At 61.4% G+C, this 13,877-nt stretch carries 19 protein-coding genes and 1 tRNA gene; 11 read left to right on the forward strand and 9 right to left on the reverse strand.

Annotation, left to right across the window (positions count from 1 at the left end):
• Nucleotides 1–4: 4 nt before the first annotated feature.
• From OU800_RS14760 to OU800_RS14800, 9 genes are all read left to right on the forward strand, one after another.
• The gene (locus OU800_RS14760) at nt 5–208 is read left to right on the forward strand and encodes a hypothetical protein (RefSeq protein WP_268178040.1); all 204 of its coding nucleotides are present in this window, start codon (nt 5–7) and stop codon (nt 206–208) included.
• Between the two features lie 11 nt (nt 209–219).
• Nucleotides 220–426, forward strand: a complete 207-nt coding sequence (locus OU800_RS14765) for a major capsid protein (RefSeq protein WP_268178041.1) — start codon at nt 220–222, stop codon at nt 424–426.
• 142 nt (nt 427–568) lie between these two features.
• Entirely contained in the window at nt 569–1,966 is a 1,398-nt protein-coding gene (locus OU800_RS14770; RefSeq protein WP_268178042.1) for a virulence factor TspB C-terminal domain-related protein, read from the forward strand.
• Between the two features lies 1 nt (nt 1,967).
• Nucleotides 1,968–2,285: a DUF2523 domain-containing protein gene (locus OU800_RS14775; protein WP_268178044.1), complete on the forward strand. Its 318-nt coding sequence runs from the start codon at nt 1,968–1,970 to the stop codon at nt 2,283–2,285.
• Nucleotides 2,285–3,463: a zonular occludens toxin domain-containing protein gene (locus tag OU800_RS14780; protein ID WP_268178045.1), complete on the forward strand. Its 1,179-nt coding sequence runs from the start codon at nt 2,285–2,287 to the stop codon at nt 3,461–3,463. The genes OU800_RS14775 and OU800_RS14780 overlap by 1 nt, the downstream gene beginning before the upstream one ends.
• Before the next feature lie 165 nt (nt 3,464–3,628).
• Entirely contained in the window at nt 3,629–4,906 is a 1,278-nt protein-coding gene (locus OU800_RS14785) for a hypothetical protein (RefSeq protein ID WP_268178046.1), read from the forward strand.
• Nucleotides 4,906–5,898 (forward strand): phage integrase, encoded by a 993-nt coding sequence (locus OU800_RS14790; protein WP_268178047.1) that lies wholly within the window; start codon nt 4,906–4,908, stop codon nt 5,896–5,898. The genes OU800_RS14785 and OU800_RS14790 overlap by 1 nt, the downstream gene beginning before the upstream one ends.
• Before the next feature lie 52 nt (nt 5,899–5,950).
• Nucleotides 5,951–6,193 carry a type II toxin-antitoxin system Phd/YefM family antitoxin gene (locus OU800_RS14795; RefSeq protein ID WP_268178048.1) on the forward strand — a complete coding sequence of 81 codons (243 nt, stop codon included), beginning with the start codon at nt 5,951–5,953 and terminating at the stop codon, nt 6,191–6,193.
• Nucleotides 6,190–6,453 carry a Txe/YoeB family addiction module toxin gene (locus OU800_RS14800; protein WP_074678285.1) on the forward strand — a complete coding sequence of 88 codons (264 nt, stop codon included), beginning with the start codon at nt 6,190–6,192 and terminating at the stop codon, nt 6,451–6,453. The genes OU800_RS14795 and OU800_RS14800 overlap by 4 nt, the downstream gene beginning before the upstream one ends.
• Nucleotides 6,454–6,549: 96 nt before the next feature.
• Here OU800_RS14800 and OU800_RS14805 read toward each other — a convergent pair.
• Together OU800_RS14805 and OU800_RS14810 are read right to left on the reverse strand one after the other, a co-directional pair.
• Nucleotides 6,550–6,639 (reverse strand) — tRNA-Ser (locus tag OU800_RS14805).
• Nucleotides 6,640–6,732: 93 nt separating this feature from the next.
• A complete protein-coding gene (locus OU800_RS14810; protein ID WP_268178049.1) occupies nt 6,733–6,942 on the reverse strand; it encodes a hypothetical protein in 210 nt (69 codons plus the stop codon).
• Nucleotides 6,943–7,125: 183 nt separating this feature from the next.
• Here OU800_RS14810 and OU800_RS14815 point away from each other — a divergent pair, with 183 nt between their 5' ends.
• The gene (locus tag OU800_RS14815) at nt 7,126–7,815 is read left to right on the forward strand and encodes a crotonase/enoyl-CoA hydratase family protein (RefSeq protein WP_268178050.1); all 690 of its coding nucleotides are present in this window, start codon (nt 7,126–7,128) and stop codon (nt 7,813–7,815) included.
• A 79-nt stretch (nt 7,816–7,894) separates the two neighbouring features.
• Here OU800_RS14815 and OU800_RS14820 read toward each other — a convergent pair whose 3' ends face one another.
• The 7 genes from OU800_RS14820 to OU800_RS14850 all read right to left on the reverse strand — a co-directional run bounded on the left by OU800_RS14820 (nt 7,895) and on the right by OU800_RS14850 (nt 13,446).
• Complete coding sequence (locus OU800_RS14820; protein ID WP_268178051.1) at nt 7,895–8,620, reverse strand: amidotransferase; 726 nt, start codon at nt 8,618–8,620, stop codon at nt 7,895–7,897.
• 157 nt (nt 8,621–8,777) lie between these two features.
• A complete protein-coding gene (locus OU800_RS14825; protein ID WP_268178052.1) occupies nt 8,778–8,960 on the reverse strand; it encodes a DUF1289 domain-containing protein in 183 nt (60 codons plus the stop codon).
• A 93-nt stretch (nt 8,961–9,053) separates the two neighbouring features.
• Nucleotides 9,054–9,848 carry an SMC-Scp complex subunit ScpB gene (gene scpB / locus OU800_RS14830; RefSeq protein WP_268178053.1) on the reverse strand — a complete coding sequence of 265 codons (795 nt, stop codon included), beginning with the start codon at nt 9,846–9,848 and terminating at the stop codon, nt 9,054–9,056.
• A complete protein-coding gene (locus OU800_RS14835) occupies nt 9,845–10,543 on the reverse strand; it encodes a segregation and condensation protein A (RefSeq protein ID WP_268184335.1) in 699 nt (232 codons plus the stop codon). Before OU800_RS14835 ends, scpB begins: the two co-directional genes overlap by 4 nt.
• 134 nt (nt 10,544–10,677) lie before the next feature.
• Nucleotides 10,678–11,853 carry a tryptophan--tRNA ligase gene (locus tag OU800_RS14840; protein ID WP_268184337.1) on the reverse strand — a complete coding sequence of 392 codons (1,176 nt, stop codon included), beginning with the start codon at nt 11,851–11,853 and terminating at the stop codon, nt 10,678–10,680.
• Nucleotides 11,854–11,936: 83 nt separating this feature from the next.
• Nucleotides 11,937–12,566 carry an L-threonylcarbamoyladenylate synthase gene (locus OU800_RS14845; RefSeq protein WP_268178054.1) on the reverse strand — a complete coding sequence of 210 codons (630 nt, stop codon included), beginning with the start codon at nt 12,564–12,566 and terminating at the stop codon, nt 11,937–11,939.
• Between the two features lie 13 nt (nt 12,567–12,579).
• On the reverse strand, nt 12,580–13,446 hold the full coding sequence (locus tag OU800_RS14850) for a PHP domain-containing protein (protein WP_268178056.1): 867 nt from the start codon (nt 13,444–13,446) through the stop codon (nt 12,580–12,582).
• 114 nt (nt 13,447–13,560) lie between these two features.
• Between OU800_RS14850 and OU800_RS14855 the strand changes: the two genes are divergently transcribed.
• Nucleotides 13,561–13,860 (forward strand): YciI family protein, encoded by a 300-nt coding sequence (locus OU800_RS14855; protein ID WP_268178057.1) that lies wholly within the window; start codon nt 13,561–13,563, stop codon nt 13,858–13,860.
• The last annotated feature ends 17 nt before the right edge of the window (nt 13,861–13,877 follow it).

Below are 13,877 nucleotides of genomic sequence, written 5' to 3' on the forward strand. Positions count from 1 at the left end.
CCACATGAATTTCATTGTGTGCGACGGCGTGTGGGAAAGCGTGGGGCAGACCCCGGTCTGCAACGGCACCCTCTCGACCATCGCACTCAGTGAGATAAGCCCATCCGGGCTAACTGCCGAGGATCACGAGCAAATCCGGGAACACGCCCTGGTGCTGTTCGCCATCGTCTTCGGCGCTCTCGTGCTGAAAAAGGCACTCAACCTGTAGGAGATACAACCATGCAACAACTGAAAGTCCTGCGCCGTTCCCTCGGTGCCTCCGCCGCTGTCGGCCTGCTGGCCATGCAGCAAGCCCACGCCGAACTGCCGACTGGCGTAACCGACGCCCTGGATAGCGCCAAGACCGATGGCGTTCAGGTCGCGGGCATCGTTCTGGGCGTGATCATCGCCATCGCTGCCTTCAAGTTCATCCGCCGCGCGCTGTAAGGCGCTGCACCACAAACAGCCCGGTAACGCGTTATCGGGCTTTTTCATATCGGGATTTCAACCATGAACCTAGACGCCAACATGCTGACCACCATCATCATCGTTATGGCGTTCTGGGCTCTGTTCTTTGGGCGGGTTTGAGATGCGCCGGACACGCTTTGTTATCGCGCTACTGCTGCCGCTATTGGGGTCTTTTCTTTCGGGGCTGGCTAAGGCTGAGGATTATTATTGGACTGTTTCCCAGCAGGGCCAAATTTTCACCTCATCTTCTCCCCGCTCTGCATGTGATCAATATATGTCGTGGCTGGATGGTTATTCTCCTAAGTATAGCCATTCAGTTACTGATATTATTTCTATTTCTTCCGTCAGGTTTCGTTGTGTTTATGAGTCTCGCGGCAAGGCAGGCACAGACGTTGCCGGCCTTGTTTTTTCTGATCCTGTCCATGTTGATCGTCATGGAACTTCTTGTCCGCCTGATACTGAATATAATTCTCAAACCGGTGAGTGTGATCCTCTCCCCCCTGAATGCCCGGTAGGCGATATGTTCCCCGCCAAGGGTTCGGACAGCCCTGTTGTTAACTCCGGCGGTCGTAATTATGTCGTTGACGGTGGCCCGCCATCTGTTTGCTATAACCAGTGCACATACAATGGCGGCGATTACACTCCTGCCACTAGTTGCTATTTTGTTTCTGGCTCTACAACTACCGGCTTTTGCAATTATGTCCTCAAGTCCACGGGTGGTAGCTGCGGCGCTGATAGCTATGAACTCTCTAGGTCTGGCGACCCGCTGAACTCTCCTGACACGCCCGATGTACCTCCGTCTGACCCTGATGACCCTGGTTGCGGTGACGTGCCCGGCTATGTCTGGTCGGGCACAACCTGCGTTAAAGACCCCGGCGACTCTGATGATCCTGGAGATGGTAGCGAGGGTGACGGCTCCGGTGACGGTAATGGCAACGGAGACGGAGACGGCAACTCAGATGGCGGCGGCTCTGATAATGGCGATGGCAGCGGCAGCGGCGACGGTAATGGAGATGGCGATGGCTCCGACGGAGACGGTAACGGCAGCGGTGAAGGCAATGGCGATGGCGATGGCGAAGGTGAAGGCCAATGCGACCCAGCCACTGACCCGAACAAATGCGCTCAGCCGAGTGTTGGCGGTGAGTCCTGCGATGCAGAGTTGAAATGCGAGGGCGATGTCATCCAGTGCGCCATCTTGCGCAAGAACAAAGAGCAGCTCTGCCAATGGACGTATGACGCCAACGTCAAAAAGCAGATAGCCGATGAAATGGCCGGTGAGGAATACCAGCTCAAAGAAGAGTCCATCCCCGTCGCCGGCTTGTTCAGCGAAGCCATCAACAAGGGCCGCTGGCTCCCTCAGTCCTGCCCATCACCTGAGAGCTTTACCGTCATGGGTCGCAGCTACTCGTTTAGCTGGGAACCCGCCTGCCGTTTCGCCCAAGCCATCGGGCCGCTGATCGTGGCTCTGGCTTCCATCTTCTTTGCAGTCTCCATCGGACGCGGAATCAAGGGGTCTTGATATGCCACTACTACCACTACTCGCCACCTTCCTCGGCTCTATCGTTTCCGGCCTCGTTTTTCGGGCGCTGGCGTCTCTCGGCTTCGCCTACGTCGCCTATGTCGGCATCGGCCAACTGATCGACACCGTAGACGGCTACGTCAAAGGTCTGTTCGGCGCCATACCGCCCTCTGTCGCGGCCATCCTCGGCATGGCCAAGGTAGATGTGGCCATCAACATCATCATCGCTGCCGTGATTGCTCGCCTCATGCTGGCCGGCATGGATCGCATTAGCGGCACCATCACCGGCCTGGCCCTGCTCAACAAGGCAGGCGGCTGATGTTCGTTCTGCGCACGGGTCTGCAGGGCAACGGCAAGACCCTCAACACCATCAAGGAAGTAGACGCCAAAGCCGCGAAAGAAGGTCGCCCGGTCTACTACCACAACATCCGTGGCTTCGACCCAAACGCGGAAGTGCTCGAGGCTGTCTGGACGGAGTTCGACACGCCCCTGGAATGGTTCAAGCTCGAACAGAACGCCCTCATCGTCATCGATGAGGCACAGAGCTTCTTCCGTGTTCGTCCGGCAGGATCTGCAGTGCCCGAGTACGCCAGCGCTCTGGAAACCATGCGCCACCGTGGCCACGAGCTGCACTGCATCACGCAGAATCCGGGCCTGATCGATACCCACTTCCGCAAGCTCTGCAACTCCCACATCCACTACGTTCGCGGCCACAAAGGCAAGGTGATCAAGCGCTGGGAATTCGAGCGCGTGAACATGGACGTGGAGAAAAAGAACGACTTCACCGACGGCCAGGCCACGCGAATCCTGCTCGACAAGAAGTACTTCGGCGTCTATCAGTCCGTGGCTGAAGGCTCCGAACATCACATGAAGTTCAAGCCACCCCGCGCCCTCTTCGTGCTGATCATCTGCGTCCTGGGTATTGGCTACTTCGGCTATGGCGTTTATGAGCGGCGAATTGCTCCATCCAAGCCAGAAGCTGACGCCGTCGAACAGGCGCGCACCACGTCACCAACCGGCGAACCTGTTCCGCAACAGCAAGCTCAGGCCACCGCTGCGCCCCTGTCACCTCAAGAGTACGTTGCACTCAGAGTGCCCCGCCTGCCAGACGTGCCCAGCTCGGCGCCGATCTATGACGAAGTCACTCGCCCTGTGACCTACCCCAAGCTCTCCTGCGTGTACTCGTCCGACCCTGACATGATTACCCGCAACCACAAGCGCCTAGTCCTGGGCTATCGAGAGGGCAAGGTCTACGGCTGCCGTTGCAACACGCAGCAAGGCACCCGAGCGGTGGTGTCCTTCGAGGCCTGCATGGCCTACGTCGAGGAAGGGGCCTTCGATCCGGCCAAGCCCGACAGACTGGCCAATCTTCCCCCCGATGACCAGATGATCCAGGGTCAACAACCCGCGCCCAGTGCTTATCCCGATCTTGCGCAGCAGCCCCAGCAGACGCCCATCACCGTCGTGCCCTACGAGAAAGGGCGCTTCCTGTGGTGAGCGTCGTTCAGTGCCTGCAGCAACGGAAAGCCGCGCGCGGCGGCGTAGTTGCGCGTGAGGCACGAGCGCGCGTGTGCGCCGCCGCGCAGGCGCTGACGTCCCTGTAGCACGTCAGATAAACCAAGTTTAAACGTGTCAATTCAGCACTATTTGGAGCATTAGAAAATGGCAGTTAAAGACCAACTCCGTGTGAACCGTGAGTTCAAGGAATCGCCGACCGGACGCCTGTTCTTTGACCATCAGTCAGCCCGTATAACCGACCTGTCCAATGTCCGAATCCTGGCCTGCAGCGTCGATACCGTCCGCCAGTTGTACCGTGGCCTGATCCGCCCCGAGGTCATGTGCCTGTTCGACAAGCCCGGCACCATCGTCGAGTTCGCTGGCCAGCGTTGGCACTCCGGTCGCGTCAGCAAGGATTCCGGCTACCAGTACAAGCTGCAGAACGCCGACCTCGGTTTCATCCTGCTGATCAAGAACTTCAACGCCAAAATCGAGAACATCGGCCCTCACCTGAAAATCGAGGTGTCTCCGCACGCTATCGACACCTTCTCGCCCGAGCGCCTGCAAGAGCGCCTGGACTACTACGCCAGCCACGTCCTGACCAACGTCGAGCGCAACCAGTGCGCCGTTCACCTGGCGCTAGACCTGCAAGGCTGGACGCCTCCGTCTGATCTGGTCGCCCGCATGCACTGCCGCGCCCGCGCAGCACGAGACATTTCCGGCATCAAGGAAATTCAGTGGACGCTGGAGTCCGCCACCTACGGTAAAGGCCAGTCCTACCTGTTCGGCTCTGCCGGTGGCGTTCAGCTCGGCATCTACAACAAGACTGAGCAAGCCAGGGCCATCGACAAGCTCGACTATTGGGAAGGCGTTTGGCGTCGCCGTGATAGCTTCGATGAAGCCGACCCGGACAACTACAACCCCGACCAAGACGTGTGGCGTGTCGAGCTGCGTTACCACCATTCCATCGTCCAGCAGTTCGCCTCTGGCTCCGTGGATCTGCACAGCGGTAGCGCCATTGAAACCGACAGCTATGCCGCCTTTGCTCCGCACCTCGACGGCCTGTGGCGCTATGGCCTGCGCCAGTTCAAGCTACTGGCTCGCCCCGGCTACTTTGAACCCATCTGGACGCTGATCCGCGATGACGTGCGCGTCGATCTGCCGGTGGATTCCCTGGTGGATGAAACCGAGTACAAGCGTCAATACAAGACCTCGCGGGGCTTCTCCGGCAAGAACGTGGAGCTGTTCCTGGGAAACTTCGTCAGCCTGCTGGCACGGGAGCGAGTGGGCGCTAGAAAGGCTTTCTATCGGCTCAAGGACTGGGAATGCTGGCCGGTGATCCGCGACCACTACGCCGCCAAGGGCATGGATGAAGATGGCCTGTATAAGCACATCAAAGGCATTCTTGAAGAACGGCATATCCGCTGGGGGCGTGCCGTTTAATGGCTATCGAGCAACTGCCAGACGGTCGCTGGAAAGTCGATGTTGAGCCCATCAAGGGCCGGCGCTTCCGCAAGACCTTCAAGACCAAGGGTGAGGCCCAGCGCTTTGAAGCCACCTGCAGAGCCAACTGCATCGACTCGCCGGCCTGGACGCCCAAGCCGAAAGATCGTCGCCGCCTCTCTGAGCTCTGCACCCGCTACCACGAGCTGCACGGCCACGCCCTGGCAGATGGTGCCGCCATACTTCGCACGCTGCAGAACCTGGCCAAGGATCTAGGCGACCCTGTGGCAATCAAGCTCACCGGCAATGCCTTCTGCGAAACACGAAGCGAGCTGCTCAAGACTGGCATCCAGGGCAAGACGCTGAACAACCGGCTTGGCTACCTCAAAGCCATGTTCAACGAGTTGCACCGCCTGGGCGATATCGACTACCCCAACCCGCTGGCCAAGGTTCGCCCGCTACGCCTGCAGGAACGCCCGATTTCCTTCCTGTCGACCTGCCAGATAGCCGAGCTGCTCGAAGCCCTGGACCAACGCAAGACCAGCCCGGGCCTTGGCCTGATCGCTCGTGTTTGTCTGAGTACAGGTGCCCGGTGGGGAGAAGCCCAGGCGCTGACACCTGAGCGAGTGCGAAACGGCATGGTGACCTTTGCCAATACCAAGTCCAAGCGAACCCGGTCGATTCCGATCGATAGCGCACTGGAGAAAGCCTTGCACGTCCACTTCAAGCGGCACGGCCTGTTCACCAACTGCATGCTGACCTTTAGCCGTGTGCTGGAGAAAACCTCGATCAAGCTCCCGGCCGGCCAGGCTACGCACGTACTGCGCCACACCTTCGCCAGTCACTTCGTCATGCGAGGCGGGAACATCCTGACGCTACAGAAGATCCTGGGGCATACGTCGCTGGCAATGACCATGCGCTATGCGCACCTGTCACCCGATCACCTGCAGGACGCACTACGGCTCAACCCACTAACCGACGAGGGGCATTAACATGTCGTACGTTTTGGCGTACGCTTGCGGCATGACTCAGGAGAACGGCTCCATGCGCACCCTTACAGCAAGCGAAGCACGCACCAACCTCTATCGACTGATTGATCAGTCCGCCGAATCTCACCAGCCCATTCTGATCTCTGGCAAGCGGACGAATGCTGTCCTGCTCTCGGCTGAGGATTGGGAAGCCATTCAGGAAACCCTGTACCTGCTCTCTATTCCTGGCATGCGCGAATCCATCAAGGAAGGCATGGCTGAACCTGTAGACGAATGCGCTAAGGAACTGGACTGGTGACTTGGCAGCTCGTTTACACGAAACAGGCACAGAAAGACGCACAGAAGCTCGCTTCGGCGGGCTTGAAAGACAAGGCAAAGGCACTGCTGGAGGTCGTGCGAGAAAACCCGTTCCAGAACCCTCCGCCCTACGAAAAGCTGGTCGGGGATCTGGCCGGCGCTTACTCCAGACGTATCAACATTCAGCATCGCCTGGTCTATCAGGTGCTGCAGGATGAACAGACCGTCAAAGTGCTCCGTCTCTGGTCGCACTACGAGTAAACCGGGCTTTCGACACTTCTTCGACACCTGCCGAAAGCTGAAAAGCAAAAAGCCCCGAAAACTTCTCAGCTTTCAGGGCTTTAGGTATTGCGAAAGTGGCGGTGAAGAAGAGATTCGAACTCTTGATACGGTTTCCCGTATACACACTTTCCAGGCGTGCTCCTTCAACCACTCGGACACTTCACCGGATCTCGACGTTTTGGCCTGTAGCCTGTCGAGGCGCGCTAATGTAGTCGAACGTTTCCGCGAAGGCAAACATTTTTTAAAGGATTCATACGCTTATCTGTGCCCCTGGGTTTCCTCGGGCGGCGTGGCGAGCAGCTCGTCGAAGCGCATGCGGCCGAACAGCAGGAAGCTCAGGGAGACACAGAGGCCCACCACGAAGAGCAGCGTCGCTCCCAGAGGCGTGTGCCACTCGGGTTGCAGGCTCAGCAGAATCGAGGCCGTCAGCAGCACTAATGCAGCCAGGCCAGACAGGACTTTCATCATCAGGCTCTCCTATGGGCACCTCTGCACTCTAGAGAGCCACGCCCTCTGGCGGCCAATAGGCACATTGCATGATGGCGATAGGCAAAAAGCCTGACTGGCCAGTCGGTCACGGCGCTTTACCCGGCTCAGCGGCCTGGGTACCTTCTGCCTCACACTGCCCGCAGGCCCAAGAAGGAAACCGCCATGAGCGACCTGATCAGCTACCAACTCGAAGACGGCATTGCCACCCTCACCCTGAGCAACGGCAAGGTGAACGCCATTTCCCCGGATATGATCGCCGCCTTCAATGCTGCGCTGGATCGCGCCGAGCAGGATCGCGCCGTCGTCATCATCACCGGCCAGCCGGGCATTCTCTCCGGTGGCTATGACCTCAAGGTGATGACCTCCGGCCCGCAGAACGCCATCGAGCTGGTCGCGGCCGGTTCCACCCTGGCGCGGCGCATGCTCGCGCACCCCTACCCGATCATCGTCGCCTGCCCCGGCCATGCCGTGGCCAAGGGAGCGTTCATCCTGCTGTCGGCGGACTACCGTATCGGCGTGGAAGGCCCGTTCAATATCGGCCTGAACGAGGTGCAGATCGGCATGACCATGCACCATGTGGGCATCGAGCTGGCGCGCGACCGTCTGCGCAAGTCGGCTTTCCACCGCTCGGTGATCAATGGCGAGATGTTCGACCCGCAAGGGGCGCTGGAGGCCGGTTTCCTCGACAAGGTAGTGCCGGTCGAGGCATTGCAGGCCACGGCCCTGGCCGCCGCGCAGCAGCTCAAGAAGATCAACATGACCGCGCACCGCAACACCAAGCTCAAGGTGCGCAAGGCGCTGCTGGAAACCCTGGACGCCGCCATTGCCCTGGACAGGCAGCACCTCAACTGAAGCCCTGCCGCTGGACGAAGCGCAGACAGAAAAAACCCGGAAGCCTGTTCCGGGTTTTCTTTTTTCATCCCACCAGCCGTCAGGCCTTGGCCTCACGCCCCTGGGCGACGAAACGCATCATCCATTGCGCCACCGTGCTGCCCTGCTGCTCCTGATGCAGGCTGTCGATGCCGCTCTGGTAGATCTTGTCGCCCAGGTGCTGCTGACGCAGATCGAGCAGCGCGCGCGAATAGTCGTGAACGAACTCGGGATGGCCCTGGAAGCACAGCACCTGATCGCCGATATGGTAGGCGGCGTTCGGGCAGAAATCGCTGGTGGCGAGCAAGGTGGCGTTTTCCGGCAGGCGGGTGACCTGATCCTGATGGCTGATCAAGAGTTGCAGGCTGTCCAGCGCGGGCTCCATCCACTGCGGCTGGCTGGCGATACGGTAGTTGTGCACGCCCACGCCCCAGCCCTGCTCGGCGCGCTCGGCCTTGCCGCCGAGCAGCAGGGCCAGCAACTGGTGACCGAAGCAGATGCCCAGCAGCTTGTGGCCGCGCTGGTAGCGGTCGAGCAGGTACTCTTTGAGCTTCTGGATCCAGGGGTCGCTGCCGAAAGAGTCGGCCTTGCTGCCGGTCACCAGATAGGCGTCGAAATGTTCGCTGTCCGGCGGGTAATGCCCCTCCACCACGTTGTAGATACTGAACTCCGCGGCCAGCGGCTGTTTAGCGAACAGTTGCTCGAACATGTGGCCGTAGCCGTGGTATTGCTCGACCAGTTCGGGACGCAGTAAATCAGTTTCCAGAATGCAGATACGCAGTGACATGGGGTTTCCTGGATTGAGCACGACAAGGGTGTTTTCGTGCGTTTTACTTAACACAGCTACCTGTGCATTGAAATAGCCGAACCCGATTTCACGGCTATTGGCTCCAAGAATGCGACGATGCCAGACGGCGAACGGATGTCAATAAAAATTGACAAGCTCAGGTCTTGCGCAACCCTCTGGCCTGCAGGCTCAGCAGGCGCATTTCGGCCTCGGCCAGCAGGTGCAGGCGCTCGATCTTGTCCAGGCGTTTCCAGGCCTTGATTTCCTGGCGGCTACGGCCACAGCCCAGGCAGATGTCCTGTTTGAACTCACAGACCTTGATACAGGGGCTCTTGCTCATGATGCGCGTCCTCGACCTTGGGATGTGCACGCAGCATAAGGAAGGCGTGCACACCAGCGGGATTGAAGGATTGCATGCGGCCTGTTGAGCCTTTCAATGCAAGGTTTCGTCGCCTTCGAGGTCGGCCTGTGCTTGCTCGGCTGGCGGCTCGTCTTCGACCAGGCGCAGGTCGTCGAAGTCCGTCTTGAGGCCTTCTTCCATCGAGTCGAGCTCAGCCAGCAAGCTGCGGAAGCTGGTTTCCTCGCGCGGTTCGGCGGGCTCGGGCTCGCCCTCCTCCAGGGCCAGGTCAGCGCGCGCCTGCAGGCCTGCCGGCACCTCGGCTTCGTCGTCCAGGGCCAGTTGCGGCTCGGGCTCCAGCTCGCGCAAGGCGGCCAGTGGCGGCAGCTCGTCCAGGCTCTTGAGGTTGAAGTGGTCGAGAAAGCCCTTGGTGGTGGCGAACATGGCCGGGCGCCCCGGTACGTCGCGGTAGCCCACCACGCGGATCCACTCGCGTTCGAGCAGGGTCTTGGTGATGTTGCTGTTGACCGCCACGCCGCGCACGTCTTCGATCTCGCCACGGGTGATGGGCTGGCGGTAGGCGATCAGCGCCAGGGTTTCCAGCAAGGCCCGCGAGTAGCGCTGCGGGCGCTCTTCCCACAGGCGCCCGACCCAGGGAGCGAAGCGCTCGCGTACCTGCAGACGGTAGCCGGAGGCCACTTCCCTAAGCTCGAAAGCACGGCCCTCGCAGGACTGGCGCAGCACGTCGAGCGCCGCCTTGAACTGCGCGGGTTCGGGGCGCTCGCCCTCCTCGAACAGCTCGTACAGGCGCTCCAGCGACTGCGGCTTGCCGGAGGCCAGGAGGAAGGCCTCGAGCAGTTGGGCCAGGTCTTTGGGGTCGCTTAGGTTCATTCGGCACGGGCTCTGACATGGATTGCGGCGAAGGGCTCATTCTGCACCAGCTCGACCAGGGATTCCTTGATCAGTTCGAGCACGGCCATGAAGGTCACCACCACGCCAAGGCGCCCTTCCTCGAGGGCGAAGAGTTCGACGAAGGGCACGAAGCCGCCGCCCTTGAGGCGCTCGAGCACCTCGCTCATGCGTTCGCGGGTCGATAGCGCCTCGCGGGTGACCTGATGGCTCTCGAACATGTCGGCGCGGCGCAGCACTTCGGCCATCGACAGCAGCAGCTCTTCCAGGCTGACCTCCGGCAACAGCTTGCGCGCCCTGGCCTCGGGAGCGTCGAGGCGCGGTATGTGCACGTCGCGGCCAACGCGCGGCAGCTCGTCGAGATCCTCGGCGGCCGACTTGAAGCGCTCGTATTCCTGCAAGCGGCGGATCAGCTCGGCGCGCGGGTCGTCCTCTTCTTCCTCAGCCTCGGCCGAGCGTGGCAGGAGCATGCGCGACTTGATCTCGGCCAGCATGGCGGCCATCACCAGATACTCGGCGGCCAGCTCCAGGCGCACCGAATGCATCAGCTCGACATAGCCCATGTACTGCTTGGTGATCTCGGCCACGGGAATGTCGAGGATGTCGATATTCTGCTTGCGGATCAGGTACAGGAGCAGGTCGAGCGGGCCCTCGAAGGCTTCGAGAAACACCTCCAGGGCATCCGGCGGGATGTACAGATCCAGCGGCAGTTCGGTGACCGCCTCGCCATACACCAGAGCGAACGGCAGCTCCTGCTGGGCGCCGGCCTGCGGCTCGGGGGTCGTGCCATCGCTCATCGCCACGGGCTCCATCAGCGGTTGTTCAGGCCCATGGCGCGGCGCACGTCGGCCAGGGTCTCGCGCGCTTCATCACGGGCATGCTCGGCGCCCTCGGCGAGGATGCTGCGCACCAACTCCGGGCTGCCTTCATAGTCGATGGCGCGCTGCTGCAGCGGCGCCAACTCGCGCTGAATCGAGCTGCACAGGGCACTCTTGCAATCCAGGCAGCCGATGGAGGCGCTGCGACAGCCCTCCAGCGCCCAGTGCATGCATTCGTCATTGGAATAGAGCTGGTGCAGCGACCACACCGGGCAGCGCTGCGGCTCGCCGGGGTCGTCGCGGTGCACCCGTGCCGGGTCGGTGGGCATGCGGCGCAGCTTCTCTTCCACTTCCGTCTCGCTGTCACGCAGGTAGATGGCATTGTCCCGCGACTTGGACATCTTCTGCCCGTCCAGGCCGGGAATCCGCGCGAAGTCCCCCAGCAGCGGCTGCGGCTCGGCAAGGATCACCTTGCCGTCGCCGTCCAGATAGCCGAACAGCCGCTCCTGGTCGCCCAGGGTCAGGTTGCTCTGCTCCTTGAGCAGGGCCCGCGCGGTTTCCAGCGCCTCGGCGTCGCCCTGCTCCTGATAGGCACGGCGCAGGTTGCGGTAAAGCTTGCCGACCTTCTTGCCCAGCTTGCCGATGGCGGCCTCGGCCTTGAGCTCGAAATCCGGCTCGCTGCCATATAGATGGTTGAAGCGCCGCGCCACTTCGCGGGCGAATTCGATGTGCGGCAACTGGTCAGCGCCCACAGGTACCAGGCCAGCGCGATACAGCAGGATATCGGCCGCCTGCAGCAGCGGATAACCGAGAAATCCGTAGGTGGACAGATCCTTGCCGGTGGCCCGCTCCAGTTGCTCCTTGTAGGACGGCACGCGCTCCAGCCAGCCCAGCGGGCAGATCATCGAAAGCAACAGGTGCAGCTCGGCATGTTCGGGTACGTGCGACTGCACGAACAGGGTCGCCGAACTAGGACTGACGCCTGCCGCCAGCCAGTCGATGGCCATGTCCACGACGTGCTGCTGCAGCTTGTCGACCTGCGCGTAGTCGGTGGTCAGGGCATGCCAGTCGACGATGCAGAAGAAGCAGTCGTACTCATGCTGCAAGCGCACCCAGCTTTTCAGCACGCCGTGATGATGGCCGAGGTGAAGACGGCCGCTCGGGCGCATGCCAGACATGATGCGGCGCCCGGAGTCGATGGCACTCAAGAGGTTCTACCCTGAACGAGAAAAGTCCCGATTATAGCCAGCACTCAGGCCTCTTCGGCAAAGGGTGCCGGATCGCCGCAGCCGACACGGATGATTTCCGGGCTGTCACCGGCCAGGTTGATCACGGTGGAAGCCTCCAGCCCACCGAAACCGCCGTCGATGATCAGGTCCACCTGATGCTCGAGCAACTGGCGCATTTCGTAGGGATCGGACAGCGGCAGCTCGTCGCCGGGCAGGATCAGGCTGACGCTCATCAACGGCTCGCCCAGTTGTTCCAGCAGCGCCAGAGCGATGGGATGGCTGGGCACACGCAGGCCGATGGTGCGGCGCTTGGGGTGCAGCAGCATGCGCGGCACTTCGCGAGTGGCGTTGAGGATGAAGGTGTAAGGGCCTGGAGTGTGATTCTTGAGCAGGCGGAAGGCGGCGGTATCGACCTTGGCGAACAGGCCGAGCTGGGACAGGTCACGGCAGACCAGGGTGAAGTTGTGCTTGTCGTCGAGCTGGCGCAAGCGGCGAATGCGCTCCACCGCGTTCTTGTCGCCGATGGCACAGCCCACGGCGTAGGACGAATCGGTGGGATACACCACCACCGCGCCGGCACGGATGATCTCCACAGCCTGTTTGATCAGGCGTGCCTGGGGGTTCTCCGGATGTATCTGGAAGAATTGACTCACACTCGCTCCCTGTTCATGGGCTGACAGTAATGGACTGTGCATGCTCGAAGCGCTTCCAGAGCGCCGTCAGATCGTCCGGCAATGGACGGTAAAGGCCCAGCTCGGACCAATCGCCGGGGGCATGGAAATCACTGCCGGCGCTGGCCATCAAGCCGAATTCGCGCGCCAGGATCGCCAGGCCACCGACCTGTTCGGCCGGCTGCATGCCGTTGACCACCTCCAGGGCATGCCCGCCTGCCGCCGCGAAGGCCGCCACCAGGCGCCGACGCTTACTACGAGTAAAGTCGTACTGCCAGGGATGTGCCAGGCTGATCCAGGCGTCGGCGGCGCGCAGGGTATCGACCACGCTCTCCAGTTCCGGCCAATGCTGCTTGACGTCCCCCAGTTTGCCGGCACCCAACCATTTGCGAAAGGCCTCGGCACGGTCGCGCACGTGACCGGCGCGCACCAGAAATTCGGCGAAATGCGGGCGTGCCGGAGCGTTGCCGCTGTCGCCCAGTTCCTGCTGCACCGCCCGCGCGCCGTCCAAAGCACCAGGCATACCCTTGGCCGCCAGGCGCTGGTCGATTTCCTCGGCGCGCTGCCAGCGCCCGTGGTGCAAGGCCTCGATGGCCTGGCGCAGGGCCGGCGCTTCGCGCTCGAAGGCATAACCCAGGACATGGATGGTGGCGCCGCCCCAGGTGCAGGACAGCTCGATGCCATTGACTAGCTGCACACCAAGATCGAGCGCCGCGCGCTGCGCCTCATCGAGGCCTTCGAGGGTGTCGTGGTCGGTCAATGCCAGCAGCCGGATACCCCGCTGGTGCGCCCGCTCCACCAGCACGGCTGGGGCGAGAACACCGTCGGAGGCGGTGCTGTGGCAATGCAGATCGACATTCATGACGGCGCTTTCGTTGCAATTGATGTTTGTTATTATGCCCCACATGCGTCATCCGGCTGTCGCCATGTCGGAAATAAAGCCCTTCCTGTCGCCTCGCTTGTTCTAAGGATCGAGATGCTCTACGCCATCATCGCCACCGACGTTGCCAACTCCCTGGAAAATCGCCTTGCCGCCCGCCCGGCCCACCTGGCGCGCCTCGAGCAACTGCAAACGCAAGGGCGCCTGCTACTGGCCGGCCCGCACCCGGCCATCGACAGCAACGACCCAGGCCCGGCCGGTTTCAGCGGCAGCCTGATCGTCGCCGAATTCGAGTCCCTGGAAGCGGCGCAGAGCTGGGCCGATGCCGACCCCTATCGCGCGGCCGGCGTCTATGACAGTGTCACGGTCAAGCCCTTCAAGAAAGTCTTCCCCTGACACGCCGACAAGGAATC

It is taken from the genome of Pseudomonas sp. GOM7 (assembly GCF_026723825.1).
Classification (GTDB): Bacteria; Pseudomonadota; Gammaproteobacteria; order Pseudomonadales; family Pseudomonadaceae; genus Aquipseudomonas.

Coding starts and splice junctions, on each gene's coding strand:
- OU800_RS14760 (WP_268178040.1), top strand. CDS start 5: ATGAATTTCATTGTGTGCGACGGCGTGTGGGAAAGCGTGGGGCAGACC.
- OU800_RS14765 (WP_268178041.1), top strand. CDS start 220: ATGCAACAACTGAAAGTCCTGCGCCGTTCCCTCGGTGCCTCCGCCGCT.
- OU800_RS14770 (WP_268178042.1), top strand. CDS start 569: ATGCGCCGGACACGCTTTGTTATCGCGCTACTGCTGCCGCTATTGGGG.
- OU800_RS14775 (WP_268178044.1), top strand. CDS start 1,968: ATGCCACTACTACCACTACTCGCCACCTTCCTCGGCTCTATCGTTTCC.
- OU800_RS14780 (WP_268178045.1), top strand. CDS start 2,285: ATGTTCGTTCTGCGCACGGGTCTGCAGGGCAACGGCAAGACCCTCAAC.
- OU800_RS14785 (WP_268178046.1), top strand. CDS start 3,629: ATGGCAGTTAAAGACCAACTCCGTGTGAACCGTGAGTTCAAGGAATCG.
- OU800_RS14790 (WP_268178047.1), top strand. CDS start 4,906: ATGGCTATCGAGCAACTGCCAGACGGTCGCTGGAAAGTCGATGTTGAG.
- OU800_RS14795 (WP_268178048.1), top strand. CDS start 5,951: ATGCGCACCCTTACAGCAAGCGAAGCACGCACCAACCTCTATCGACTG.
- OU800_RS14810 (WP_268178049.1), bottom strand. CDS start 6,942: ATGATGAAAGTCCTGTCTGGCCTGGCTGCATTAGTGCTGCTGACGGCC.
- OU800_RS14815 (WP_268178050.1), top strand. CDS start 7,126: ATGAGCGACCTGATCAGCTACCAACTCGAAGACGGCATTGCCACCCTC.
- OU800_RS14820 (WP_268178051.1), bottom strand. CDS start 8,620: ATGTCACTGCGTATCTGCATTCTGGAAACTGATTTACTGCGTCCCGAA.
- OU800_RS14825 (WP_268178052.1), bottom strand. CDS start 8,960: ATGAGCAAGAGCCCCTGTATCAAGGTCTGTGAGTTCAAACAGGACATC.
- scpB (WP_268178053.1), bottom strand. CDS start 9,848: ATGAACCTAAGCGACCCCAAAGACCTGGCCCAACTGCTCGAGGCCTTC.
- OU800_RS14840 (WP_268184337.1), bottom strand. CDS start 11,853: ATGCGCCCGAGCGGCCGTCTTCACCTCGGCCATCATCACGGCGTGCTG.
- OU800_RS14850 (WP_268178056.1), bottom strand. CDS start 13,446: ATGAATGTCGATCTGCATTGCCACAGCACCGCCTCCGACGGTGTTCTC.
- OU800_RS14855 (WP_268178057.1), top strand. CDS start 13,561: ATGCTCTACGCCATCATCGCCACCGACGTTGCCAACTCCCTGGAAAAT.